This is a genomic window from Catellatospora chokoriensis (genome assembly GCF_011297315.1).
GTDB classification, from domain to species: domain Bacteria; phylum Actinomycetota; class Actinomycetes; order Mycobacteriales; family Micromonosporaceae; genus Catellatospora; species Catellatospora citrea.
Map to the genome: position 1 here is coordinate 24,522 of NZ_JAAOTI010000003.1, position 25,162 is coordinate 49,683.

Consider the following 25,162-nt stretch of genomic DNA (forward strand, 5'->3'; position numbering starts at 1 on the left):
CCGGCGGGACGGTCAGGGCGAGGCGGCTCCCACCTGCACCGGGACGTGCACGACGGTCTGGTCCACATCGGATGTCCGCACCGTCACCGCGAAGTCCCAGCGGCCCGGCAGCGGCAGCGTGACGAGCGCCGCGTAGTGGCCGAGTCGGCCCGAGCCCAGATCCACCGGCATCGGGCCGACCGGCGGCTCGGCCAGGGCGAGCGCGACGCGCGCCTCCGGCACGTCCAGCGGCCGGCCTGCCCCGTCGAGGACCGACAGGTGCAGCACGGCACGCCCCACCCGTGCCGGCTGCACCTCCAGGAGGACCGAGCCGCTCACCGTGCCCGCACGGAACGGCACCGGCCCCGTAGGCGGAGCCGATTCGGAAGGTGACGAGCGGCCGGTCGATGCGGCCTGCCCAGCCGCAAGCGCGGGTGCGGCCGGCTCGGTCGCCACGAGGATGCTCGACAGGCCAAGCACCGCGATCGCCACCGCGGTCTCGGCGACCGTCTGCCGGCGGAACCGGAAGATCTGCTCCGCGTCCGGTCCGCGCTTGGCGCCGTGCGCCGCAGGGTCGACGCGCTCGGCCGAGAAGTGGCGGCGCACCCAGGACCTGGCCACGGCGCCGAACACCACGAGCAGCACCACCAGGCCCGCCTTCGCCAGCAGCAGGTGGCCGTAGGTCGTGCCGCCGAGCGCGGACACCGACCGCACCTGCCGCCATCCGGCGTAGAGACCGGTCAACACCAGCAGCCCCACGCATCCGAGCGCGATCCGCGAGAAGGCCGGAACGGCGGTGCGCAGGGCGGTGACGTCGCGCGCCGGGAGCAGCGCACCGGCGAGCATCGCGAGTCCGCCGAACCACACGGTCATGGCGACCAGATGGACGACGTCCATCGAGACCGCCAGCCAGGCATCCGCCCCGACGCTGCCGTGGGTGGCGGTGCTCCACGTGGCCGCCAGCGCCGTGTCCGCGATGAGCACGCCGGCAACGGCCAGCCGACGTCCGCGGGGTTCGCCGGTCCGGGCCCACCTGACCAGCACCGCCAGCGCAGGCGCGAGCAGCCCGACCACGGCGAGCCGCGCGGCCAGCACCGTGCCCGCCTTGGTCTGCAGGGTCCGCCGCAGCAGGTCCGCATCCATCGCCGCGTCGAGCCCGACGCCCCGCGCGGACGCCGCATAGCACAGCAGGGACAGCATCGTGCTGCCCACCAGCGCCACCCACCCGCCCCACAGCATGCGCCGAACGCGGCGGTACCGGGCACCGGCCGGCCACAGCCATGCCATGAACAGGGCGGCACCGCACAGCAGGGCCAGGGCGGCGAAACCGGACCACCTGGCGACCAGGTACACCACATCCGCAGCCGCCCGACCGGACCCGCCGCCGACCACCAGTGGGGCCGCGGTAGGTCCGCCGTCGCCGACCGTGAAGGCGAAGGCGCCTTCGATGGGATGGGTGTCGGCGGACAGCGCCTGCCAGGCAACGGTGTACACGCCCGACGCGAGTGGACCGGGAACGCCGACGACGATCGTCGTCGGGTCGTCGAGCTGCCGGCCGGGCGACTCCGTCGCCACGGCCGTGCCCGACCCGTCGAGCAGGCGGATCTCGCCCAGGCCCACCGTGACCGGCTCGCTGAACTGCAGCAGCACCTGGTCGGGCGACGCTGCCAGCACGGCCCCGCCGGCGGGGGTCGTGGCGACCAGTTCCGCATGTGCCCACGCGGGAACCGGCCACAACACGAAACCGGCGCCGAGGAGCACGACCGCAAGGGCCACGGCGAGCCGCTGAGCCCGGGCACGTGTCGGCAACGTCGCCATCATCAGGACCGTCCTGCTCGGGATCCGGCGGCGGCCGGCACTGCCGTCCTTTGCCCGTTCACGGCCCGCGCCGGAACGTCAGTTCCGCCGTGGCCGTCGCGGGCCGTGAACGGCTTCCGGCGCCGCAGTGAGGCGACGGCGAGCAGCAGTGCCGTGAGCGCGACACCGAGGCCTGTCCAGCCCAGCACCCGACCGGCGGGATCGGAGTTCACCGCGGTCGGCGCCGCGGACCCTGCGACGGCCACCACGGGGGCCGGATGTTCCGGTCGCGGTGCTCCGTCCGCGGCGGGCGGGTCGAGCCAGCGTACGATCTCCCCGTCCGAGTACGTCTGCAGCGCCTTGAACAGCAGGGTCGTCGACGTCTTCGGCATGGGTCCGACGGAGACGTCGAACAGTTGGAACTCTCCCGGACCGATGGCGCCGTCCTGCCAGACGATCGAGGTGACGGGCTGGGCTGCGGCGTGCTCCCCGACCGCGGGAGTGGCGGTGGCGGCCTGCTGCCGGTTGACGGTGATGGTCCAGCCCGGCATAGGCCGCACCGACACCCCCGTGAGCGGGTGGTCGGCGGGGAACACCACTTCCAGCCGGGTCGTCGACGCGGTCGGGCGTTCGTTGGGGACCTTGAAGGAGAAGGTGCCGTAACCGCCGCCGGCGACAGCCGACGGGGTCACAGTCACGTGGGCGGCGGCCGGTGAACCGTGCAGCAGCACGACTGCAGCGGCCGACAACGCCACGACGGTGGCCTTGGCGAGAATGCGGGACGCGGAACTGGATCGCGACGGCAATGGAATCACACTCCGGAGTCAGGTCTTGGACGACGTCTGGGCCGTGGCCGTGCCGGCCCGGAAGCCGGCACGGCCACGGTGTCAGGGAGTGACGTCGAGGGTGGTGGCCAGGCCGGTCATCCCGGTCGGGCCTTCGGCGTGGGAGAAGATGTGGCAGTGGAGCAGCCAGGTTCCCGTGGTCTTGGGCTGGGTGACGATGTCGTAGGTCTGGCCGACCGCCACGGTGAGCGTGTCGACGGTGTACGGCGTGGCCAGCTTGTTGCCGTCCTGGGCGACCACCTGGAAGGTCATGCCGTGCAGATGCATCGGGTGCAGCATCTCCGGCCCGGTGCCGACGAGCCGGATGTGCACGCGCTGGTTGACCTTCGCGGTGAGCGGCACGGTGGCCGGGTATGACTTGCCGTTGAGCGTGAAGCCGTTGGCGCCGTCACCGATCTCCAGCGTGTAGTGCTTGTCCGCGGCGATGTCGCCGAGCGTGGGGGTGACGAGCAGTGCCCCGTACAGGCCCTTGCCGACCTGGGCTCCTCCCATGTGGGTGTGGTACCAGTGGGTGCCGGTACTGACCGCCGTCCACTGGTAGGTGTAGACGTCGCCCGGCATGATCGGCGGCTGGGTGAGGTGCGGCACCCCGTCCTGGTCGTTGGGCAGTTGCATCCCGTGCCAGTGCACTCCGCTGTGCTCGGGCAGGTTGTTCTGGACGACGACGCGAACCTTGTCGCCCTCGTTGACCTTGATGGTGGGCCCCGGAACGATGCCGTTGAAGGCGAAGGCCGGTCTGACGTCTCCCGGCTTGACCTCCCAGGACACCGGGGCCATGCACAGCAGGAAGACCTTCGTGCCGTCGGCCGCCGTCGTGAACGTCGCGAGCCTGGTGCCGTCGTTCTGCGCTGCCCCGACGGTCGGGTTCGCGCACGGCAGCGGCCCGCTGGGTGACGGAGACGGAGCGCCGCTGGGCGAGGCCGATGCCGCCGGGGAGGCGGGCGGCGACGCCGACGGTGACGGCGATGACGCCGGCGGCGACGGTGACGGCGAGGCCGCCGCGCTCGGCGTCGGGCTCGGGCTCGACGGTGTCGCCGTGACGATGACGGTCCCGGTCATGAACGGGTGCAGCGTGCAGTGGTAGTTGAACGTGCCGGTGGTGGTGAAGGTGAAGCTGAAACTGCCACCGGGGGCGATGTTGCCCGAGATGAAGGCGCCGCCGTCGGCGGCGACGGTGTGGCTTGTGCCGTCGGTCTCCTGATTGACCCAGGTGACCGTGTCGCCGACCGTCACGGTGAGGGTCGACGGGCTGAAGGCGATGTTCTTCGCGGTGACGGTGTGGTTGGCGGCGTACGCCGTGGTGGCGGCGACGACCACCAGGCTCGCAACGGCGACGGCGAACGCCGTCGCCGCAGCCAGTACGGCCCGGCGCGCACGTGGCGGCGTGCGATCGAGCGCGAGGCGCAGTCTGCTGGGCAGCCAGCGGTCGAGGGGGTGGGGATCAGACATGAGCGGACTCCACTGGGGTCAGTGATGCGCGCCGATCCGGTGCTTTCGCACCAGGTGTAGCCTGGGCTGGGGCGAGAACCCCGGACCGGGGGAGGGACCGCGTGCGATGCGGTCCCTCCCCCGCCGGGTTCGCCGGCAGGCGAACGGGCAGGAGCATCAGCAGGCTTCGGGGTTGATGGGGTTGAGCTGACGACAGGTCAGCAGGCCTGCCACCTCGGCGGGAGCATTCTGGACCCAGCCGTTGTAGACGATCGGATAGGCGAACACGCCCTGGCCCCCCATGCCGTTGTAGGCGACCACCTGGTCGTCCTTGGCGGTGCCGGGTGCCTGGTCGAGGACGAACTTGCCCACGATCGCGGCATCGGCCGGATTGCCGTCCCCGTTGGGGTCGGCGTCGACGACGGCCACGCTGTTGGCGAACTTGCTGGAGACGTAGGCGTAGTAGCCGCCGCCCTGCTTGGCGCCGAAGTTGATGCCGTGGCAGCCCGAGTCGCACGGCAGGTACTTGACGACCTTGTCCGTGTCCGGGTCGATGACCGCGATGTTGCTGGTGAGGGTGTTGGCGACCAGGACGGCCTGGCCGTCCGGGCTGGTCGGCAGCTGGATCGGCAGACCACCGAACGCTCCCGAGCTTGACCCGCTGACCGGGTCGTACGTGGACCACAGGTCGATGATCTTGTTGTTGACCAGTGTTCCGGCGTCGCTGCGGCACGCGTTCGCGTCCAGCGAGACGCACGAGACGCTCTGGCCCAGGAAGTTGGCCACGTACGCCTTCGAGCTGTCGGGCATCATGCTGGTGGCGATCGGCAGCTGGCCGGTGGTCCCCTTGGTCAGGTTCCCGCTGGTCTGCGTCAGGTCCTGGAAGAGCGCCGCGTCGTTGTTGTTGACATTTGGCGTGATCATCTTGCGTCCGTCCGCGCTCATCCAGTGCGCGTGCGGATGCGCCGGCTTCTCCCCGGCGTACTGGGTCATCAGCCGCCGGTCGATGCCGGTGGCACCAGGCGCGGCCTCGACCACCTGGTTGCCGCCGTTGATCGCTATGTGCAGCTGGTCGGTGTCGACCCTGGTCATCACGTGTGACGGGTCCGGACCGACCTGCAGTGTTCGGACGAGCGCGCCGGTGCGCCGGTCGAACACGGTCAGCCGGTCGGAGAACCACTCCGTCTGGTAGATGAAGTTGCCGTTGCGATCCGACCACATGTTGTGCGGATTGTTCATGTTGATCTGCGGCAGGGCCACGGTCCGCGCGACCGTCCAGTTCTGGACGTCGATCTTCGTGGCGACGCCGGGTTTGGTCTTGCCCGCGGTCATCGCCATCTGCGCGTCGATCCACACTTCGCCCACGCCCGGTACGGCCGGCCGTTGCGTCAGCGCGGGCAGGTCGACACCCTCGGTGAACAGCGACTGATAATAGGCGTCCAGGCTCGGGATGAGCACCGGAGTCTCCGCCGCGTCGTACATCAGGATCGGCGCGGGCGGGTAGACGGGGTCCCAGTGGTTGGAGACCGTGTTGCTGAAGGTCTGCCAGTTGCCGGGCGAGGTGATCCGGAAGAACTTCTGGACCAGCTGCTGGATGATGTTGGCGTTGCTCGGCACGACCAGGTTGCCGCCCCGGGCGTTGACGACGAGCTTCTTGCCGAAGTCGAGCCCGGGTGTCAGCGGGTCGTCGACGACCACCGCGCCCAGCATGTAGGGGTGCACCTTGCACGCCCACGCGTAGAGGCCGGGCTCGGTGAGCTGCTGGCTCACGTCACCGGCGAACGCGCTCGCCTGGTCGATCGGCTGGGAGCCGTACGGATAGATCAGGCTCGTCACGGTGTGCGTCGACGCCGCGTCCGGTGCGCCCACGTGGAACTGGGCGATCGGCGACAGGCTCAGGTTCGGCGACGACAACGACTGCAGGGCGGCCAGCTGATTCATCAGGTCCACGCCGACGGGCAGCGTGCTCAGATCGACCGGGACACCTGCCGGTGCGTTCTGCAGTTGCGCGACCAGGGTGTTGATGTCCTGCTTGGCCTTCTGCACGTTCGGGTTGAGGAAGCCGAGCAGGCCGCCGGACAGGTTCACCGCGTCGGTGAGCTTGTCCAGATTGACCAGCGGGTTGCTGCCGCCGGGCAGGATGCCGAGCACGGTGCCGAGCGGGAGGTTCTGCAGCAGGGCGGGCGCACCGGTGTTGTTGAGGAGCGCGTTCACGTCCAGCGGCAGCGAGCTCAGCCCGGTCCGCGGCAGGACCGCGACACCGAGCGACTTGGTGCCGAACAGGGTGAGGCCGGTGTCGTACCAGGCGCCGTTGTTGTCGGTGAGTTTGAACTGGACCGGCAGCGGGCCGGCGCCGGCACCCGACGCCACCGACGGCACCGGACTGAAGCCGAGAAAGGCCAGGGTCACGGCCACGGCGGTGCCGATGGCGAGCCGGCGTCTGCGTACGCGCCGTATCCGGCGGCGGTCGGGCGGGGGGTCTTCGACGAGCATGTCTACTCCCGGGATGGGGGACGCGCCGGCACGAGGCCGAGGCGGGCTCCGTATATCGGAACCCATGAATACGAAAGCCACGCCGCATTAACATGGATGCGCTCCCACGAAAAGTCCCCGTTACGACGTGCGCCCAACATCACGGGACGCTGTCGAGGCATCTGGAAACAAAGCTTCGCAATTCTCACAAGACACTGGCGACGCTTTGCAAGAAAGCGGCTCGACGCGGTGGCTACCAGCGGAGCAACACTCTCGGTCGAACCTATTACGGCGCAGGCGTCAAGGTATCAACCTTATGGCTCGTGCAAATTGCACCGACGTTCGGAAATGCAAATTGCATGTTTCCGAACCCGCGGCTCGCGCCTTCGCCCGACTGCCATGCGCGGCACCCCGCCCACCGGCACGTCGACACCCCGGTCCGGAACGCGTGGAAGCGGACGAGGAACGCGCGCCGCCTCGTTTTCAGTTCCTGCTCCGCTGCGCATCGGCCATGCCTACGATGCAGGCACGGGGGCACGCAAGCAGGCAGATCGCCGGAAAGGCGCATAAATGACTAAAACGCATGAAATAGATACGATGGGGCCGGTCGACTACCTGGTGATCGAGTTCCCCGGCAATCACATGACCGGCGAGGGCATCCCGCTGCTGCTGGACCTGGTGGACCGCGGCATCGTCCGGATCCTCGACCTCGCGTTCATCCGCAAGGACACCGACGGCAGCATCGTCGCGGTGGCGGTCGAGGACATGGACGCAGAAGGGGCTCGCGAGTTCGCCGTCTTCCAGGGCGCCTCATCGGGCCTGCTCGACCGCGACGACCTGCGGGAAGCCGCCAACGCGATCGAGCCGGGCAACTCCGCGGGCATCCTCGTCTACGAGAACGTCTGGGCCGCGCCGCTGGCCATCGCGTGGCGCCGGGGTGGCGCGCAGATGGTCGCGAGCGGCCGGATCCCGGTGCAGGAGCTTCTGGCCGCAGCGGAAGCGAGCGCGTGACCGCGCGTCAGAGAAACGGGAGGTGTTGACCGTGGGACTGCTTCGAGGAGTGGCGCGCACGGCGGTGGTGGCCGGCACGGCGACGGCGGTGTCCAACCGCGTGTCGCGGCGGCAGGGCGGCCGGTGGGCGGCCCAGGAGGAGGAGCAGGCGGCACAGCAGCAGGCGTACGCCGACCAGGCCGCGTACCAGCAGCAGCTGGCGCAGCAACAGCTGGCGCAGCAGCAGGCGTATCAGCAGCAGGCTGCGGTACAGCCGCAGGCACCGGCCGCGGACCCGATGGCGGCGAAGCTCACGCAGCTGAAGACGCTCGCCGACCTCAAGGCCTCGGGCGTGCTGACCGACGCCGAGTTCGAGCAGCAGAAGGCCGCGATCCTGGCCGGCTGACCGGATGCACGCGCCGGATCCGGCGGGTACACCGATGCGAGAGAGCGAGTCACCGTGACCGGTGATCAGAACAGCGTGCCCGCGGCAGACCGGTGGTATGCCAAGACGGTGCCGGAGGTCGCGGAGTCGTTCGGGGTCGCCGTGGACCGCGGGCTCACCGCCGCGCAGGCGGCGCAGCGCATCGGCGAGCACGGCCCGAACCGGCTGACCGGCGCGAAGAAGGAGTCGGCGGTCGCGGCGTTCCTGCGCCAGTACCGCGATTTCATGCAGCTCGTGCTGCTCGCCGCGGCGGTGGTCAACCAGCTGGTGACCCGCGAGTGGGGCACCACGCTGGTGCTGGCCGGGCTGACCGTGTTCAACGCGGTGGTCGGGCTGCGCCAGGAGGCCAAGGCCGAGGAGAGCGTGCGGGCGCTGGCCCAGATGCTCAAGACGGTGGCCCGGGTGCGCCGCGACGGCCAGGCCGTCGAGGTCGACGCCGAGCAGCTGGTGCCCGGCGACGTCGTGCTCATGGAAGCGGGCAACCGGGTGCCCGCCGACGGGCGGATCGCCGTCGCGGCCACGCTGGAGATCGAGGAGGCGGCGCTGACCGGGGAGAGCCTGCCGGTCGGCAAGAGCCCCGAGCCGGTCGCCGGGCAGGACGTGCCGCTGGGCGACCGGACCGGCATGGCGTACATGAACACCTCGGTCACCCGCGGCCGCGGCGAGATGATCGTGACCGCCACCGGGATGGGCACCGAGATCGGCCACATCGCCCACCTGCTGGCAGGCACCGAGCAGGACAAGACGCCGCTGCAGAAGCAACTCGACAGCCTCTCGAAGATCATCGCAACCATCGCGGGCATCGCCCTGGCCCTGGTCGTGCTCATCGGCCTGGCCCGCGGCGAGTCCTTCGACACCCTGTTCATCACCGGCGTCGCGCTGGCCGTCGCCGCGATCCCCACCGGCCTGCCCGCGGTCGTCACCGCGCTGCTGTCCATCGGCACCCGCGAGATCGCCCGCCGCAACGCCATCGTCAAACGGCTGCCCGCCGTGGAGACGCTCGGCTCGACCTCGGTGATCTGCTCCGACAAGACCGGCACCCTCACCCTCAACAAGATGACCGCGCGCGAGCTGGTCATTCCCGGACAGAACCGGTTCACCGTCACCGGCGAGGGCTACCGGACCGAGGGCGAAATCAAACATGTCGGCGGTGAGCGCTTCGACCTAGATCCGTACCTGCTGCCCATGGCGCTGTGCGCGGACGCCGTGCTCGACGGCGAGAACCTGATCGGCGACCCGACCGAGGGCGCCCTGATCGTGCTCGCCGCCAAGGGCGGGCTCGACCTCGACGAGACCCGCCGCGCCTACCCCCGCATCGCCGAGGTGCCGTTCGACTCCGACTACAAGTTCATGGCCACCTTCCACCGGATGACCGGCGAGGACGGCGCGCCGGTGGTCCGCTGCTACGTCAAGGGCGCGCCGGACGTGCTGATCGCCCGTGCCACGTCGTACCGCGGCCCGGACGGCTCCGTCGTGGCGGTCACCGACGCCAACCGGCACCTGGCCGGCGAGGCCAACGACCGCATCGCGGCGGCCGGCGAGCGGGTCATGGTGGTCGCCCGGCGCGACCTCGACCCGGCGTCGTTCGACCCGTCGGGCGACCTCATCGGGCTGGTCCGCGACCTCACACTGCTGGCCATGGTCGGCATCGTGGACCCGCCGCGGCCCGAGGCGAAGGCCGCCATCGCCGAGTGCCGCAGCGCCGGCATCCGGGTCCGGATGATCACGGGTGACCATGCGACGACCGCCGCGGCCATCGCCAAGGAGCTGGGCATCGAGGGCCGGGCCGTCACCGGCACCGAGTTCGCGGCGATGGGCGACGAGGAGCTGCTGGCGCAGCTGCCGCAGCTCGGGGTGATCGCCCGGGTCGCGCCGGAGGACAAGCTGCGGCTGGTCCGGCTGCTCAAGGCCAGCGGCAACGTGGTGTCGATGACCGGGGACGGCGTCAACGACGCCCCGGCGCTCAAGGCCGCCGACATCGGCGTGGCCATGGGCATCACCGGCACGGAGGTCTCCAAGGAGGCCGCGGTCATGATCCTGACCGACGACAACTTCGCCACCATCGTCAAGGCCGTCGAGTACGGACGCGGCCTGTACGACAACCTGCTCAAGTACCTGCGGTTCCAGATGTCGACGCTGGTCGCCTACATCGCGATCTTCATCGGTGCGGGCCTGCTGAACATCGCCGCGGGCACGCCCCTGAACCCGCTGCAGATCCTGTGGATCAACATGGTCATCGACATCCCGATCGCGATCGCGCTGGGCTTCGACGAGCCGTCCTCGGGACTGATGCGACGGCCGCCCCGCCCGGTGGGAACACCCGTGCTGTCCACGACCGACTGGGTACGGCTGTGCGTGCAGGGCGCGGTGATGACGGTCGGGTCGCTGTGGGCATACCAGATCGGGCACGCGCACGGCGGGCCGGTCGCCGGCGCCACCATGCTGCTGACCACACTGTCCCTGTTCCACCTGGTGGCCGGGCTGCTGTCACGCGACCAGCACGGCACCGTCTTCGACCGGGCGGCCATCCCCGGGCGGGCCCAACTGCGCCGCTACGGCATCGCGCTGCTGGGGATCATCGCGATCACCCTGCTCGATCCGCTCGAGCGCATCTTCGGCACCACCGGCCTCAGCCTGCGCCTGTGGTGCACCGCCATCGCGATCGCGCTGATCCTGCTGGTCGTCGAGGAGCTCGTCAAGGCCGTGCTCCGGGCCCGCTCCACCGCTCCGCGATCGGCGTCGCCGACAGCCCGTGAGCCAGCACGCTCAGCAGCACCGTCGCCATGATGAGGCTGACCACCAGTTGTGCGGAAAGCCCGGTGAGCTGCTGCACGCCGATCAGCGCGAAGATCACGCTAGGCAGCCCGCGTGGGCCCAGCCAGGACAGCAGCCACACCTCGCGCGGGTAGCGGCGCAGCCCGACCAGGCTCAGCCCGACCGGCAGCATGCGCACGACCGTGAGGCTCAGCACCGCGTACAGCAGGACACGCCAGTTCGCGAGGTCGGCCATGGTGTGCGGGATCAGCGAGCCGAATGCGAACCAGACCCCCGCCGACAGCAGCGCGACGACGTCGTGCGAGGTCTGCAGGTGCCGCTCGGGCAGGTCCCGGTCGACCGCCCGGACGGCCAGGCCCGCCACGAAGGCCGCGACGATGCCGTTGCCGTGCAGCACATGGGTCACCTCGAAGACCAGCACCCCGACCGCCAGGTAGGCCAGCCGCTCCGAGCGGGCCGCGCTCCAGCCGCGGCGGCGTGCCCAGCCCAGCAGCAGACCCGCGCCCGCCCCCGCGGCCACGCCGACGGCCAGGGCGATCACCAGCTCGGTGATCGTGTGGCCGAGCACCAGTCCGGGGCTGCGCTCCGTGCCCACGGCCGCGGCCGCCGCGGCGAAGAACACCACCAGCGGGGCGGCCAGGCCGTCGTTGAGGCCGCTCTCGACGGTCACCGCGGTCCGCAGATCGTGCGGGATGCGCTCGTCTCGCACGAGCACCGACGCCAGGCTCGCGTCCGTCGCGGTCAGCGCCGCCGCGATCAGCGCGATGACCCATACGCTCGCCTGCGGGAACAGTGCCATGCCGGTCACCCAACCGGCCAGCACGGTCAGCGGGAAACCGATCAGCAGCAGGCGCAGCGGCAACCGGCCCGCCGACCACAGCCGGCGCAGGCTGATCTCGGTGGCGTCGGTGAACAGGATCAGGGCGAGGGTCAGCTGCAGCAACTGCTGCACGACCGAGGAGGACACGTCCACATCGACCAGCGGATCGTCGCCGCCCGCCAGCAGCAGGCCGGCCAGCAGCAATGCGATCGGGACGGTGACGCTGTAGCGCGCCGCGCGGGCGGACACCGCCGCCCAGGCGATCAGCACCACCGCCAGGCCGATCAGCCCGTACACGCACACCACGCGGGCGGAGCGACCGATTTGCCCTGGAACGTCACCGAGTCATTGTGTCATCGACGCGGGCATCGCACGGCGACGTCGACGCCGAGCCGAGCACTGCCTGCGCGCCGCCCACGGCACGGTGCCGTGGGCGGCGCGCAGGCGGAGGCGGTCAGCCGTAGGTCGGGTGCTGCGGCCACCCGTCCGGGGAGTCCTCCCAGTCCTGCATGCGGCCGTACGGGGCCAGGTCCATGATGCTGTTGGCGAAGACCAGCCGGTCCACACCGCGCGAGGTGGTGTTGTAGGTGCGGTAGACGTCGTCGCCCTCGCGCAGGAACACGCTGAGCATGAAGCCGCCGCCCGCGTCGCAGTCGGCGGAGAACGAGGTGCCGTGCGAGGACACGAACGGCAGCGTCCAGCCGCGCTCGGCCTTGTATGCCTCGATCTGCGCGAGCGGCATGTCGGACACGGTCATCCAGGTGATGCCGCGGCCGGCCAGCAGGGGCAGCGCGTGCACCGGCACGTTGTCGGTGAACCAGGTGCAACCGGGGCAGTAGTGCTTCGGCCCGCGGTCCATGAACTGGTAGACCACCAGCTCACCGCGGCCGTCGAACAGATCGAGCAGGCTCTTGGGGCCGTCGGGCGTGTCGAACTCGTACGGCTTGTCGAACTTCGTCATCGGCAGGCGGCGGCGCCGGGCGGCCAGCGCGTCCTGCGCGCGGGTCAGTTCCTTCTCGGCCTTGAGCAGGTCGTCACGCGCCTGCTGCCACTGCTCCGCGCTCACGATCTCCGGTTTGTCCATACCGTCCATCCTGCCCCGCGAGTCCGACAGATCTGCTTCGACGCGACTCAGGACCGACCGAGCAGGCGGCCGATCGCGCGATGGTCGTGAAAGTCCCGGCTGCGCGTGATCAGGCCGTCGCGGATCCGGAATGTCTGGATGTTGGCGACGTCAGCCGTCTCCCCGCTCGCCCCGTTGGTGAGCCGGTAACCGTACTCGGCGACCAGCACCTGCGGATCGGCGGTCTCGTGCAGCACCACGTCGCGGACCGTGAAGCGCAACGGCAGCCGCTCGGCCCGGGCCAGGTGAGCGGCGATCTGGTCGCGTCCTTCCAGCCGCACCGGGGCCGGCAGCGCGAACGGCATCTCGACGACGGCATCGTCGGCGTACTGATCGATCAACTCGGCCCACCGGCTCTCGTCGATGAGCCGGACGCGCTGCTCGAACAGTTCTCGGGGGGTGTGCATGGCGAGCTCCCGTCTGCCAGGGCATAATCGGAGTGATCACTCCGGTAGCGGCGTCTCGCACTATACGGACTGATCACTCCGTTTGTCGAGGGAGCCTGATGGTCGACGAGAAGCCGCTGCGGGCAGACGCACGCCGCAACCGCGCCCGCGTGCTCGACGCCGCGTCGGCGGCGTTCGCCGAGCACGGCACCGGGGCGAGCACCGAGCAGATCGCCCGCGCCGCGGGCGTGGGCCCCGGCACGGTGTTCCGGCACTTCCCCACCAAGGAGGACCTGCTGGCCGCGGTCTACCTGGCCCGGCTGGAACACCTGGAGGCACAGGCGCGGGAGCTGGCGAGCGCGCGGGAGCCGACAGCGGCGCTGCGCGGGTTCTTCCGCGGCGCCGTCGAGGGATCGTCGGCCAAGAACGCGCTCGCCGAAGCTCTCGCCGGCGCGGGCGTCAGCCCGGCGGAGGCGGCCTCGCGCATCGGCGGCCGCCTGCGCGCCGCACTCGGGGTGCTGCTGGAACGGGCGCAGCGCGACGGCGGGGTCCGCCCGGACCTGACCGTGACGGACGTGATGAGCCTGCTGATCGGAGCGTCCCGCGCGACAGAGCCACTCGCCGCCGACGGGCCGGCCCGCGAGCGAGTGGTCTCCGTCATCCTCGACGGCCTCAGCCCTCGCCACTGACCGGCGATCGGTGGACCCGCCGCCATCGGTTCAACCGCTCCGCCCGGGGCACGGCCGTCCGGACGGCCACGGTGCCGGCGGGGTCAGCTCGCCGGGTCAGGCACCGCCAGCTCGGCGGCGTGCGGCAGTTCGTGGCCGACCGGCACGACCACGACCGGGCAGTTGGCCTTGCCGATGCACTCCTCGCTGACCGAGCCGAGCACGGTGTGCATCAGCCGGCTGGTCCCGTGACTGCCCAGCACCAGCAGGTCGGCGTCGGCGGCCGCGGCGGCGAGCACGTCGGCGGCCCGGCCCTCGACCACCTCGCCCGCGATCGCGACCCCCTCCCGCTGGAAGGTCGGCAGCGCGCCCAGTTCCCGGTCGAGCATGGCGCTGGTGATGTCGCGGGCTGCCGAACCGATGACGTCGTCGTCGGTTTCGTCCCAGCGCCAGGCGGCGACGGCCTGCACGGTGCCGCCGCGGCCGGCTGCCTCGTGCACCGCCCAGCGCAGCGCGCGCCGCCCGCCCTCGGAACCGTCGACTCCGACCACGATCCGGAAGTTCGTCATGCCGCGCCCCCTACCCCTCGACCGGACGGCGCTAACGCGCCACGACGTGTCAGTGTGTGAGCCGTACCTTCTCCCTGGTCGCCCGCTGGATGTCCCCGGCCGCGACGACCAGCAGCCGGTGGCCGAGGTCGGAGAGCGCCCGCGCCACCGCCAGCTCGTCGCCGATCTCGGGAACGTCCTGGTCGTCCGGGTTGAGCTTGGCGCGGCCGACGCCGATCAGCCGGTCGCCGATCTCGTCGTCCTGCAGCCGGGCCTCGGCGTAGGTGCGGCCTTCGTCCTCGCCGACGAACACCTCGATGTTCCAGCGCTTGATCGCGGTCATTGCGGGTGCCTCCCCTCCAGGATGTGCGCGGAGCCCTCCAGCAGCGCCACGACCTCCTCGTCCGAGGTCTGCCGGAAGTCGGCGTAGCGCTCACCGACCGCCATGAACAGCTCCGGGGTCTCCAGGCAGACCACCTCGTCGGCGACCGAGCGCAGTTCGGCGGCCGTGTCCGGGGCGGCCACCGGCACCGCGAGCACCACCCGGGACGCGCCCCGGGCGCGGGCGATCTCGCAGGCGGCACGCGCGGTGGCGCCGGTGGCGACGCCGTCGTCGACGATCACGACCGTGCGCTCGGCGAGCGGCTCGGCATCACGGCCGTGCCGGAAGCGCTGGACCCGGCGCTCCAGCTCGACCCGTTCGGCTTGCTCCACGCGGTCCAGCGCAGCCGGCGTGATCCTGGCGGCGTCCAGCACGCTCGGGTTGAGCACCCGGACCCCCTCCTCGCCGATCGCGCCCATGGCCACCTCGGGCTGGAACGGGACACCGAGCTTGCGGACCACCAGCACGTCGAGCGGGGCGTTCAGGGCGCGGGCCACCTCGACCGCGACGACGACGCCGCCGCGGGGCAGCCCGAGCACGACGACGTCGGCGTCGTGGAGCCAGGTCAGGCGCTGCGCCAGGCGGTGCCCGGCGTCCGTGCGGTTCTGGAACATGGCGGCACCCTCCCCCACCATGGTCGTCCCGTTGGACCCGCCGTGACCAGGACTTCCGCGACTCAGACGGAGGTTTGCGGATGTTCGGCGCGGTACGCGGCGACGGCGGTGGGCAGGGTGTGGAAGATCCGGTCGCGGCCGACCGCCTCCGCCAGCCCGAATGCCACCATTTCGTCCATCAGTTCCTGTTTGACGTGGGCCATGCCGAAGACGATGTCGCGCTGGGCCAGCTCGTTTCGCAGCTCCTCGACCGCTTCCATCGCGGTGATGTCGACCTCGACGATCGCCTCGGCGTTGAGCACGAACCACTTCACGTCCGGCGCCTCGCCGACCGCGGCCAGGGCGCGCCTGCGCAGGTCCTGGGCGTTGGCGAAGAACAGCGGCGAGTCGTACCGGTAGATCATCAGGCCCGGCACGGTACGTGCCTGCGGGTAGTCCTCGATGTCGTGCATACCGGCCACGCCGGGCACGATGCCGAGCACCGCGTCGTGCGGCCGGGCGACCCGGGCCAGCATCTCGGCGACCGACAGCGCCACCGCCGCCAGCACGCCGTAGAGGATGTCGAACAGCAGCACCCCGGCGAACGCGGCCAGCGCCAGCAGCAGCTCGCTGCGCCGGAACGCGGCCAGCTTGCGGAAGCCGGGCAGGTCGATCAGGCGCAGCGCGGCGTACACGATGATCGCGCCCAGCGCCGCGGTCGGGAACGCCGACAGCACCGGGCTGGCGAACAGCAGCGTGCAGACGACCAGCACCAGCGCAGTCAGCGAGTAGACCTGACTGCGCGCGCCCGCCGCGTCGGCCAGCGCGGTGCGGCTGCCGCTGCTGCTGACGGGGAAGCCGCGCAGCACCCCCGAGCCCAGGTTCGCCACGCCGAGCGCGAGCAGCTCCTGGTCGGCGTCGACCTCCTGGCGGTGCCGCGCGGCGAACGCGCGGGCGGTGAGCATGTTGTCGGTGTAGCCCACCAGCATCACGCCCACCGCGGGCAGCAGCAGGTCCGCGAAGTCGGTCAGGTCCGGCAGCGCGAACGGCGGCAGCCCCGACGGGATCTTGCCGATGGTGGCGATGCCGTAGTCCTGCAGCCCGAACAGCGCCGTCGCGGCCGTGGCCAGCAGCACGGCCAGCAGCGGGCCGGGCAGCTTCGGGAACTGCCGCTGCACCAGGTAGAGGAAGGCCAGCACCAGCGCGCCGAGCACGACCGTGCCCAGGTGGATCTGGCCCATGCCCTTGATGAACGTCCAGACCTCGCCGAGCAGGGTGCCGCCGTCGACCGGCACGCCGGTCAGCCGCTCCAGCTGACCGATGATCATGATGATGGCGACACCGGCCATGTAGCCGACGAGGATCGGCTTGGACAGCAGGTCGGCCACGAAACCGAGCCGGATCGCCCAGCAGATCAGGCACAGCAGGCCGACGATGACGGCCAGCCCGGCCGCCAGCGCGGCGTACCGACCGGGGTCACCCGCGGCCAGCGGCGCGATGACGGTCGCCGTCATCAGGGCGGTGGTCGACTCCGGGCCGACCGACAGCTGCCGCGACGAGCCGAGCAGGGCGTACAGCGCCAGCGCGGGCAGCGCCGCCCAGAGCCCCGCCACCGGCGGCAGCCCGGCCAGGCCCGAGTACGCCATCACCTGCGGGATCAGGTACGCCGCGACCGTCGCTCCGGCGAGCACGTCCCCGCGCAGCCAGGTGCGGTCGTAGGAGCGCAGCGTCACGACACCGGGCGCCTGCGGGATCCATCGTGGTCTGTCGGCCATGAACACTTCTACCGCACGGGGCAGCGCCGCGAAACCCCGTGCTCCTCGCCCCGCCGTGATCGGCTACGGTCGGGCGGTTCCGATGACGACGGAGGTGCACCGTGGGCGGCCGGTCCTACATGCTCGCGACCCGGATGCCGATGTCGCGGGAAGGCTTCGACGCGTGGCTGCACACGCCACTACCAGGCCGCGACGTGATCACGAACCCGGATGAGATGTGGCTGGGCTGGGCCACCGCAGACATGGCGCCCGACTGGGAGCTGACCGCGATCGCCGGCTCGCCCGCCGCCGTCGCGACGTACCGGGCGAGCCGGACCCGGACCCCGCTGGAACTGCTCGCCGCACGGGCTGCCGGCGGTTTCACGCTCGCCCGGCACCACGACGGCGCGCTGGAGATCTACCTGTACGACTACCACGCCGACACCCACGGCACGCTGACGAACCTGCTGATGCTGGCCGGGGCGGGCCGGTTCGCCGACGGCAACGCCGAGACACCGGTCCTGTACTGGGGCGGCGACGTCCACCCCGGCCTGCCGATCGACGACCGATCGGTGCTGTCGGTGCTGCTGGTGGGGCGCACGGCGGCCCGGTTCACGGCCAGGTACCCGTTCCCGGCGCTGACGCAGCGGCTGCTGCCGGTCGAGGAGGCGTTCCTCGGCGCCGTCGTGGACCCGGAGGGCGACGAGCCCGGCTGGGACTCCTCCGAGGTGCTGGATCCGTCGATCGGAGTGCATGCGGTTCGCTGATCACCCCGCCGCAGCGGCCAGCGCGGGCCGATCGCACACCAAGGTCCACGGACTTGCCAGGCACATGGGCGAATGGCGGGTCAAGATACGCACAGGTGCCAGGCAATTCGGATGATCGAGGGCGCGGCGCGTCAGCCGCTGGCGCGGGGCACGACCAGGACCGGGCAGTACGCGTGGTGCAGCACCTGGTGGCTGACCGAGCCGAGCAGCAGCCCGGTCAGGCCGCCGCGCCCGTGCGCGCCGACGACCACGAGCTGGGCCTGCTTGCTCAGCTCGATCAGCACCTTCGCGGGGCGGCCGCGCACCAGGTGCTCGCGGGTGCGCACGTCGGGGTGGTCCTTGCGGACCTGGGCCAGCGCCTGCTCCAGCAGGTGGCCCTCCTCCTCGGCGACGGTCGCGCTGTCGTGCTTGTGGTCGTGGTGCTCGCCGTGGGCGTGCCCGCCGGCGCGGGTCCAGCTGTGCACCGCGGTCAGCTCCGCCTTGCGCATCTCGGCCTCGGCGAACGCGGCCTCGATCGTGGGCACGGAGTCCGGCGAGCCGTCCGCGCCGACGACCACGGCGCCGGTCGAGCGCTCCTCGCCGCGTACGACGAGGACCGGGGTGCGACCGTGCGCGGTGCACTGCACGGCCACCGAGCCGACCAGCAGGCCGGTGAACCCGCCGAGGCCGCGGTCGCCGATGACGAGCAGGTCGGCGTCGCGGGCGGCCCGCAACAGCACCGGCGACGGGGCGCCGGTCATCAGGTCGGTGAGCACGGACACGGACGGGTCGGTCTCCCGGGCCACCGCCACTGCCTCGGCGAGGGTCCGTTCGGCGTCGTGGCGCAGCCCGCCCTCCCCCGGACCCGCCTCGGACGGCCCCATCGTGACGTGCATCAGCGGCCAGATGAAGGCGTGCACGATGCGCAGCGGCAGGTGCCGCCAGGCCGCCTCCCTGGTGGCGATACGGACGGCGGCCAGCGACGACGCCGACCCGTCGGCCCCCACCACGACGGGGCGGGCGCCACCGCCCTCGGTGTTCATGGCCGGTCCCGCGCCGGCGTCCAGACTGTTCATACCCCGCCCCGCCCCGGCCAGGTCCAGTCCGTGATGTCCGGGGCGTCCTGGCCGTAGGCGCGGGTGTAGTCGCGGGCGCGTTGGCGTGAGTCGGTCATGTACTGGCGCAGCGCCGCCGCGGTCACGCCGAGCCCCGGCACCCGGTCGATCACGTCGATGACGAGCCGGAACCGGTCCAGGTCGTTGAGCATCACCATGTCGAACGGCGTGGTCGTGGTGCCTTCCTCCTTGTACCCGCGCACGTGCATGTTGCCGTGGTTGGCGCGCTTGTAGGTGAGCCGGTGGATGAGGCTCGGGTAGCCGTGGTAGGCGAAGATGACCGGCCGGTCGGTGGTGAAGATGGCGTTGAACTGCGGGTCGGGCAGGCCGTGCGGGTGCTCGGTGTCGGGCTGCAGCCGCATCAGGTCGACCACGTTGACCACGCGCACCCGCAACGCGGGCAGGTAGCGCTGGAGGAGGTCGACCGCGGCCATGGTCTCCAGCGTCGGCACGTCGCCCGCGCACGCCATCACCACGTCCGGCACCCCGCCGGCGTCGTTGCCGGCCCACGCCCAGATGCCCAGGCCGCGGCGGCAGTGCAGGGCCGCGTCGGTCATGTTCAGCCAGGACGGCTGCGGCTGCTTGCCGGCCACCACGACGTTGACGTAGTCACGGCTGCGCAGGCAGTGGTCCATCGTGGACAGCAGGGTGTTCGCGTCCGGCGGCAGGTAGATCCGGGTGATCTCGGCCTTCTTGTTGACCATGTGGTCGATGAAGCCCGGGTCCTGGTGCGAGAAGCCGTTGTGGTCCTGCCGCCACACGTGGCTGGACAGCAGGTAGGTCAGCGACGCGACGGGCCGCCGCCACTCGATGCCCCGGGTCACCTTCAGCCACTTGGCGTGCTGGTTGACCATCGAGTCGATCACGTGGATGAAGGCCTCGTAGCTGGTCAGCAGGCCGTGCCGGCCGGTCAGCAGGTAGCCCTCCAGCAGTCCCTCGCACAGGTGCTCCGACAGCACCTCGATCACCCGGCCGGTCGGCGCGAGATGGTCGTCCCCGGCGAAGATCCGCGCGTCGAACTCGCGGTCGGTCACCTCGAACACCGCGCCGAGCCGGTTGGAGTTCACCTCGTCGGGCCCGAACAGCCGGAACCGGTCGGGGTTGGAGCGGATCACGTCGCGCAGCCAGACGCCCAGCACCCGGGTCGCCTCGGCCTGCGGGCTGCCGGGCTGGGGCACGTCGACGGCGTACCCGCGGATGTCGGGCAGGACCAGGTCGCGCAGCAGCAGGCCGCCGTTGGTGTGCGGGTTCGCGCTCATCCGCCGGGAGCCGCGGGGCGCGAGCGGGGCAAGGAAGCCCATGGGCGCGCCGGTGGCGTCGAACAGCTCCTCCGGGCGGTACGAGCGCATCCACTGCTCCAGCTCCGCCAGGTGTTCGGGGTTGTCCCGGACGCCGGACAGCGGCACCTGGTGCGCCCGGAACGTGCCCTCGATCGGCACGCCGTCGACGACCTTCGGGCCGGTCCAGCCCTTCGGCGTACGCAGCACGATCATCGGCCAGCGCGGGCGTTCGCCGTCGGCGCCCTGGCGGGCGTGCGACTGGATCGCGGCGATCTCGTCCAGCGCCAGGTCGAGGGCGTACGCCAGCTCGTGGTGCACCCGCACCGGGTCGCTGCCCGACACCAGGATCGGGTGGTACCCGTATCCGTGCAGCATCGACATCAGGTCGGCCTCGGGGATGCGGGCCAGCACCGTCGGGTTGGCGATCTTGTAGCCGTTGAGGTGCAGGATCGGCAGCACCGCGCCGTCGGTGACCGGGTTGATGAACGTGTTCGCCAGCCAGCTGCAGGCCAGCGGCCCGGTCTCGGCCTCCCCGTCGCCGATCACGCAGGCCACCAGCAGGCCGGGGTTGTCCAGCGCCGCGCCGTACGCGTGCATCAGCGAGTAGCCCAGCTCGCCGCCCTCGTGGATGGAGCCCGGCACCTCGGCCGCCACGTGGCTGGGGATGCCGCCCGGGAACGAGAACTGCCGGAACAGCCGCGCCATGCCGAACTCGCTGCGGTCCACGCTCGGATACAGCTCGCTGTAGGTGCCCTCCAGCCAGGTGTTCGCCACGATCGCCGGGCCGCCGTGACCGGGGCCGCAGATGAAGATCGCGTTGAGGTCCCGGTTGGTGATCGTCCGGTTCAGGTGCGCCCACAGCATGTTCAGTCCCGGGCTGGTCCCCCAATGGCCCAGCAGCCGCGGTTTGATGTGCTCGGCCCGCAGCGGCTCGCGCAGCAGCGGGTTGGCCATCAGGTAGATCTGACCCACGGTCAGGTAGTTTGCCGCCCGCCACCAGGCGTCGAGCCTGCTCAGATCGTCATCGCGCAGGTGCGTCACACCGGCGGTGTGCCCGGCGCCCGGTCGCTCTGTCACCGTCATGTGCCGATCCTCGCCCGCCGGAGCCTCTCATGCAGGCAGAATGTCCGCTTTCCTGGCGCGTCTTCGCAGGTCGCCGGGTTCCCGGGCCCCGGCAAGGGGCGCGCCGAACTATCGCTGTTCGCCCTGATATGACCGTTCAGCTGCTATAGCGTGACCTGAAGCGCGGGAACGGGAAGAGGAGGAGCGATGGTGGCTTCCCAGTTGCCGGACGCCGTGCAGGGACCGGGTCCGGTCGACGTGGTGCTCAACGTCAACGGGGCCACCCACGTGGTACGCCTCGAACCCCGGGTCAGCCTGCTGGACTGCCTGCGCGACCACATGAACCTCACCGGCACGAAGAAGGGCTGCAACCAGGGCGCCTGCGGCGCGTGCACGGTGTGGGTCGACAAGCGGCGCGTGGTGGCCTGCCTGACCCTGGCCATCGCCTGCGAGGGCCGCGAGATCACCACCATCGAGGGCATGGCCGAGAACGGCAGCCTGCATCCGATGCAGAAGGCGTTCCTGTCCGAGGACGCGTTCCAGTGCGGCTACTGCACCCCGGGGCAGATCATGTCGGCGGTCGCGCTGCTGGCCGAGGGGCACGCCGGCTCCGACGCCGAGATCGGCGAGTGGATGAGCGGCAACATCTGCCGCTGTGCGGCGTACCCGAACATCCGCACCGCGATCCGCGACGTGCGCGACGGCGTGGGAGGAGTCCGCCATGCGGCCGGTTAGCTACTCCCGCGTCAGCGACGTGGCCACCGCCATCGCCACCGTCGCCGCCGATCCGACCAGCGCGTACCTGGCCGGCGGCACCACGAAGATCGACATGCTGCGCATCTACGCCGAGCCGTCGCAGCGCCTGGTCGACATCAACTCCCTGCCCATCGACCACATCGAGGTGCAGCCCGACGGCGCGGTGCGCATCGGCGGCCTGGCCCGGATGAACGACGTCGCGCTGGCCCCGGTCGTCGTCGAGCGCTTCCCGATGCTGTCCGAGGCGCTGCTGCTGGGCGCGTCCGCGCAGCTGCGCAACATGGCCTCGATGGGCGGCAACATGCTGCAGCGGGTGCGCTGCTCGTACTTCCGCGACGCGCACGCGAGCTGCAACAAGCGCGAGCCGGGCACCGGGTGCGGCGCGATCGCCGGGGTCAACCGGGGGCACGCGGTGCTGGGCACCAGCCCGCACTGCATCGCCACGCACCCGTCGGACGCGGCGGTGGCGCTGGTCGCGCTCGACGCGATGGTCCACGTGCAGAACTCCGGCGGCCACCACGCCATCGCGATCGACGACTTCTTCCTGCTGCCCGGCGACACCCCGGAGCGCGAGCACCCGCTCAACCACGGCGACCTGATCACCGCGATCGAGGTTCCGGCGCTGCCCGCGGCCCGCAACTCGCTCTACCTGAAGGTGCGCGACCGGGAGTCGTACGAGTTCGCGCTCGCCTCGGCGGCCTGCGCGCTGACGGTCACCGACGGCGTGATCGCGGAGGTGCGGCTGGCGCTGGGCGGCGTGGCCACCAAGCCGTGGCGGGCCCGCAAGGCCGAGCACGTGCTGCGCGGCGCACCCGCCACGCGGGAGACGTTCGCGCGAGCCGCCGAGGCGGAGCTGGCCGACGCCGTGGCGCAGCCGATGAACGCCTTCAAGATCGAGCTGACGCAGCGCACGATCATCCGGGCGCTGGAGACCCTCACCGCGCGAGGAGCGGCGTCATGACCACCGCGATCGGACGTCCACTGGACCGGGTCGACGGGCACGCGAAGGTCACCGGCGCGGGCCGCTACTCGGCCGAGATCGCGCTGCCCGGGCTGGCGCACGCCGTGCTGGTCACCTCGCGCATCCCCAGCGGCCGGGTGGAGCTGATCGACACGTACGACGCCGAGCAGGCCCAGGGCGTGCTGGCCGTGCTGCACCACCTGAACCTGCCCAAGGGCGGTTCGGTGCCGCCGCTGCTGCCGTCGCTGTTCGGGGCGGCGGCCTCCGGGCAGACGTTCTTCCCGATGCAGGACGAGGTGATCCACTACGCCGGGCAGCACCTGGCCATGGTCGTCGCCGAGACCCTGGACCAGGCCGAGCACGCGGCCCGGCTGGTGCGCATCACCTACCGGGAGACGGCGTCGATCACCACCGTGGAGCAGGGGCGCGACCGGGCGTACGAGGCGGAGAAGATCTTCGCGGGGTTCATCCCGGGCCGGATCGCCCGCGGGGACGTGGCGGCGGCGCTGGACCGCGCACCGGTCACGGTCGAGAACACCTACTACTGCGCGGCCAACCACCACAACCCGATCGAGTGCTCGGCGACCACCGCGGTCTGGGAGGGCGACCGGCTCACCCTCTACGACGCCACCCAGGGCCCCAACGCCACCCTGCACACCGTCGCCGAACTGCTCAACGTGATGCCGTCGCACATCCGGGTGGTCACCAACTACGTCGGCGGCAGCTTCGGCTGCAAGGCCATGATCTGGGACCATCCCGCGCTGGCCGCGCTCGCCGCGCGGGCCGTGCACCGGCCGGTGCGGCTCGCGCTGACCCGCGAGCAGATGTTCAGCTCCGTCGGGCACCGCGAGGAGCAGGAGCAGCGGCTCACGCTGGGCGCCGACCGCGACGGCAGGCTGACCGCGATCCGCCACCACAAGCTGTCCCCCACCTCGCACTTCGACGACTGGGCCGAGCCGTCGCTGGGCGTGGCCTCGCAGATCTACGCCTGCCCGAACTACGAGGGCGTCTACAGCCTGATCAAGGCCAACACCATGACGCCGACGTTCACCCGCTGCCCCGGTGAGGCTTCGGGCATGTTCGTCATGGAGACGGCCATGGACGAGCTCGCCGAGAAACTCGACCTCGACCCGCTGGAGCTGCGGCTGCGCAACTACGCCGAGACCGAGCCGATGACCGGGCACCCGTGGTCCAGCAAGGGCCTGCGCGACTGCTACCGGCGCGGCGCGGAACTGGCCCGCTGGTCCGAACGCGACCCGCGGCCGGGCACGCGACGTGACGGGAACTGGCTGCTCGGCTGGGGCATGGCCAGCTCCGGCTACCCGGTGACCCCGCCCGGCAACCCGCAGCGCGCCCGCGCCCGCATCTTCGCCGACGGCAGCGCCGTGGTGCAGTCCAGCTTCTCCGACATCGGCACCGGCGCCGCGACCGCGATGACCCAGGTCGCCGCCGACGGCCTGGGCGTGCCGCTGGAGCGGATGCGCGTCCAGTACGGCGACAGCGACCTGCCCAACACCGCCGCCGCCGTCGGCTCCGCCGGGGCCGGCATGGTCAGCGCCGCCGTACACATCGCCGCGACCGCGCTGCGCGACCAGCTGATCGCCCAGGCCGTCGCCGACGAGCACTCGCCGCTGCACGGCGCCGATCCGCGGCAGGTCGCCGTCAGCGACGGCCGGATGGCGCTGCGCGACCGCCCCGCCACCGGCGAGACGTACGCGGAGCTGCTGCAGCGCGCGTTCATGGCCGACGCGGAGGCGCTGGGCACCTGGAACCCGCCCGGCGTGGACACCCCGTACGGCACGATGACGTTCGGCGCGCAGTTCGCGCAGGTGGCCGTCGACCCCGACCTCGGCCTGTGCCGGGTGCGGCAGCTGATCGGGGTGTTCGACCCGGGCCGGGTGCTCAACCGCAAGACCGCGCACAGCCAGCTGATGGGCGGCATGCTGTGGGGCATGAGCCACGCCCTGCTGGAGGGCACGATCATGGGCCCCGACGGCCGCTGGGCCAACGCCAGCCTCGGCGAGTACCTGGTCCCCGTCAACGCCGACGCACCCGACGTCGTCATCGAGACGATCGAGACCACGGACACCGTGGTGAACCCGCTGGGTGTCAAGGGCGTCGGCGAGGTCGGCATGGTCGGCACCGCCGCGGCGATCGCCAACGCGATCTGGCACGCCACCGGCCGCCGTCACCACCGGCTGCCCATCACCATCGAGTCCCTGCTGTAGCCCGGGGGC

The 25,162-nt window shown here is 71.3% G+C and carries 21 protein-coding genes; 8 read left to right on the forward strand and 13 right to left on the reverse strand.

Annotation, left to right across the window (positions count from 1 at the left end; genetic code table 11):
* Window positions 1-12: 12 nt before the first annotated feature.
* The 4 genes from HAV39_RS05115 to HAV39_RS05130 all read right to left on the reverse strand — a co-directional run bounded on the left by HAV39_RS05115 (window position 13) and on the right by HAV39_RS05130 (window position 6,542).
* Window positions 13-1,800, reverse strand: a complete 1,788-nt coding sequence (locus HAV39_RS05115; RefSeq protein ID WP_191838025.1) for a copper resistance CopC/CopD family protein — start codon at window positions 1,798-1,800, stop codon at window positions 13-15.
* The gene (locus HAV39_RS05120; protein ID WP_191838026.1) at window positions 1,800-2,525 is read right to left on the reverse strand and encodes a YcnI family copper-binding membrane protein; all 726 of its coding nucleotides are present in this window, start codon (window positions 2,523-2,525) and stop codon (window positions 1,800-1,802) included. The genes HAV39_RS05115 and HAV39_RS05120 overlap by 1 nt, the downstream gene beginning before the upstream one ends.
* Window positions 2,526-2,663: 138 nt before the next feature.
* Entirely contained in the window at window positions 2,664-4,070 is a 1,407-nt protein-coding gene (locus tag HAV39_RS05125; RefSeq protein WP_191838027.1) for a multicopper oxidase domain-containing protein, read from the reverse strand.
* Window positions 4,071-4,226: 156 nt separating this feature from the next.
* Window positions 4,227-6,542: a copper oxidase gene (locus HAV39_RS05130; protein WP_203736419.1), complete on the reverse strand. Its 2,316-nt coding sequence runs from the start codon at window positions 6,540-6,542 to the stop codon at window positions 4,227-4,229.
* Window positions 6,543-7,118: 576 nt separating this feature from the next.
* Between HAV39_RS05130 and HAV39_RS05135 the strand changes: the two genes are divergently transcribed.
* The 3 genes from HAV39_RS05135 to HAV39_RS05145 are packed head-to-tail and all read left to right on the forward strand — an operon-like array spanning window position 7,119 to window position 10,743.
* A complete protein-coding gene (locus HAV39_RS05135; protein ID WP_191838028.1) occupies window positions 7,119-7,532 on the forward strand; it encodes a DUF6325 family protein in 414 nt (137 codons plus the stop codon).
* Window positions 7,533-7,563: 31 nt separating this feature from the next.
* Window positions 7,564-7,917 carry an SHOCT domain-containing protein gene (locus tag HAV39_RS05140; RefSeq protein ID WP_191838029.1) on the forward strand — a complete coding sequence of 118 codons (354 nt, stop codon included), beginning with the start codon at window positions 7,564-7,566 and terminating at the stop codon, window positions 7,915-7,917.
* 54 nt (window positions 7,918-7,971) lie between these two features.
* Entirely contained in the window at window positions 7,972-10,743 is a 2,772-nt protein-coding gene (locus HAV39_RS05145; RefSeq protein WP_239120766.1) for a cation-translocating P-type ATPase, read from the forward strand.
* Here the strand turns inward: HAV39_RS05145 and HAV39_RS05150 are convergent.
* The 3 genes from HAV39_RS05150 to HAV39_RS05160 form a co-directional block, all read right to left on the reverse strand.
* Window positions 10,652-11,848: a cation:proton antiporter domain-containing protein gene (locus HAV39_RS05150; RefSeq protein ID WP_191838030.1), complete on the reverse strand. Its 1,197-nt coding sequence runs from the start codon at window positions 11,846-11,848 to the stop codon at window positions 10,652-10,654. The genes HAV39_RS05145 and HAV39_RS05150 overlap by 92 nt on opposite strands.
* Before the next feature lie 157 nt (window positions 11,849-12,005).
* Entirely contained in the window at window positions 12,006-12,635 is a 630-nt protein-coding gene (locus HAV39_RS05155; protein WP_191838031.1) for a DUF899 domain-containing protein, read from the reverse strand.
* Window positions 12,636-12,682: 47 nt separating this feature from the next.
* Entirely contained in the window at window positions 12,683-13,081 is a 399-nt protein-coding gene (locus HAV39_RS05160; RefSeq protein WP_191838032.1) for a nuclear transport factor 2 family protein, read from the reverse strand.
* 98 nt (window positions 13,082-13,179) lie between these two features.
* Here HAV39_RS05160 and HAV39_RS05165 point away from each other — a divergent pair, with 98 nt between their 5' ends.
* Window positions 13,180-13,749 carry a TetR/AcrR family transcriptional regulator gene (locus tag HAV39_RS05165; protein ID WP_191838033.1) on the forward strand — a complete coding sequence of 190 codons (570 nt, stop codon included), beginning with the start codon at window positions 13,180-13,182 and terminating at the stop codon, window positions 13,747-13,749.
* 83 nt (window positions 13,750-13,832) lie between these two features.
* Here HAV39_RS05165 and HAV39_RS05170 read toward each other — a convergent pair whose 3' ends face one another.
* From HAV39_RS05170 to HAV39_RS05185, 4 genes are all read right to left on the reverse strand, one after another.
* The gene (locus tag HAV39_RS05170; RefSeq protein ID WP_191838034.1) at window positions 13,833-14,297 is read right to left on the reverse strand and encodes a universal stress protein; all 465 of its coding nucleotides are present in this window, start codon (window positions 14,295-14,297) and stop codon (window positions 13,833-13,835) included.
* 49 nt (window positions 14,298-14,346) lie between these two features.
* A complete protein-coding gene (locus HAV39_RS05175; RefSeq protein WP_120322181.1) occupies window positions 14,347-14,619 on the reverse strand; it encodes a DUF1876 domain-containing protein in 273 nt (90 codons plus the stop codon).
* Window positions 14,616-15,272, reverse strand: a complete 657-nt coding sequence (locus HAV39_RS05180) for a phosphoribosyltransferase (protein WP_191838035.1) — start codon at window positions 15,270-15,272, stop codon at window positions 14,616-14,618. Before HAV39_RS05180 ends, HAV39_RS05175 begins: the two co-directional genes overlap by 4 nt.
* 62 nt (window positions 15,273-15,334) lie before the next feature.
* A complete protein-coding gene (locus HAV39_RS05185) occupies window positions 15,335-17,026 on the reverse strand; it encodes a SulP family inorganic anion transporter (RefSeq protein WP_191838036.1) in 1,692 nt (563 codons plus the stop codon).
* Window positions 17,027-17,127: 101 nt separating this feature from the next.
* Between HAV39_RS05185 and HAV39_RS05190 the strand changes: the two genes are divergently transcribed.
* Complete coding sequence (locus HAV39_RS05190; RefSeq protein ID WP_191838037.1) at window positions 17,128-17,772, forward strand: hypothetical protein; 645 nt, start codon at window positions 17,128-17,130, stop codon at window positions 17,770-17,772.
* Between the two features lie 131 nt (window positions 17,773-17,903).
* On the opposite strand, the gene HAV39_RS05195 is transcribed toward HAV39_RS05190, so the two are convergent.
* Window positions 17,904-18,827 (reverse strand): universal stress protein, encoded by a 924-nt coding sequence (locus HAV39_RS05195; protein WP_239120767.1) that lies wholly within the window; start codon window positions 18,825-18,827, stop codon window positions 17,904-17,906.
* Window positions 18,824-21,229, reverse strand: coding sequence for a phosphoketolase family protein (locus tag HAV39_RS05200; RefSeq protein ID WP_191838038.1), 2,406 nt, complete (start codon window positions 21,227-21,229; stop codon window positions 18,824-18,826). Before HAV39_RS05200 ends, HAV39_RS05195 begins: the two co-directional genes overlap by 4 nt.
* A 189-nt stretch (window positions 21,230-21,418) precedes the next feature.
* Between HAV39_RS05200 and HAV39_RS05205 the strand changes: the two genes are divergently transcribed.
* The 3 genes from HAV39_RS05205 to HAV39_RS05215 are packed head-to-tail and all read left to right on the forward strand — an operon-like array spanning window position 21,419 to window position 25,153.
* On the forward strand, window positions 21,419-21,943 hold the full coding sequence (locus HAV39_RS05205) for a (2Fe-2S)-binding protein (protein ID WP_373311812.1): 525 nt from the start codon (window positions 21,419-21,421) through the stop codon (window positions 21,941-21,943).
* The gene (locus HAV39_RS05210) at window positions 21,930-22,925 is read left to right on the forward strand and encodes an FAD binding domain-containing protein (protein ID WP_191838040.1); all 996 of its coding nucleotides are present in this window, start codon (window positions 21,930-21,932) and stop codon (window positions 22,923-22,925) included. Before HAV39_RS05205 ends, HAV39_RS05210 begins: the two co-directional genes overlap by 14 nt.
* Entirely contained in the window at window positions 22,922-25,153 is a 2,232-nt protein-coding gene (locus tag HAV39_RS05215) for a xanthine dehydrogenase family protein molybdopterin-binding subunit (protein WP_191838041.1), read from the forward strand. The genes HAV39_RS05210 and HAV39_RS05215 overlap by 4 nt, the downstream gene beginning before the upstream one ends.
* The last annotated feature ends 9 nt before the right edge of the window (window positions 25,154-25,162 follow it).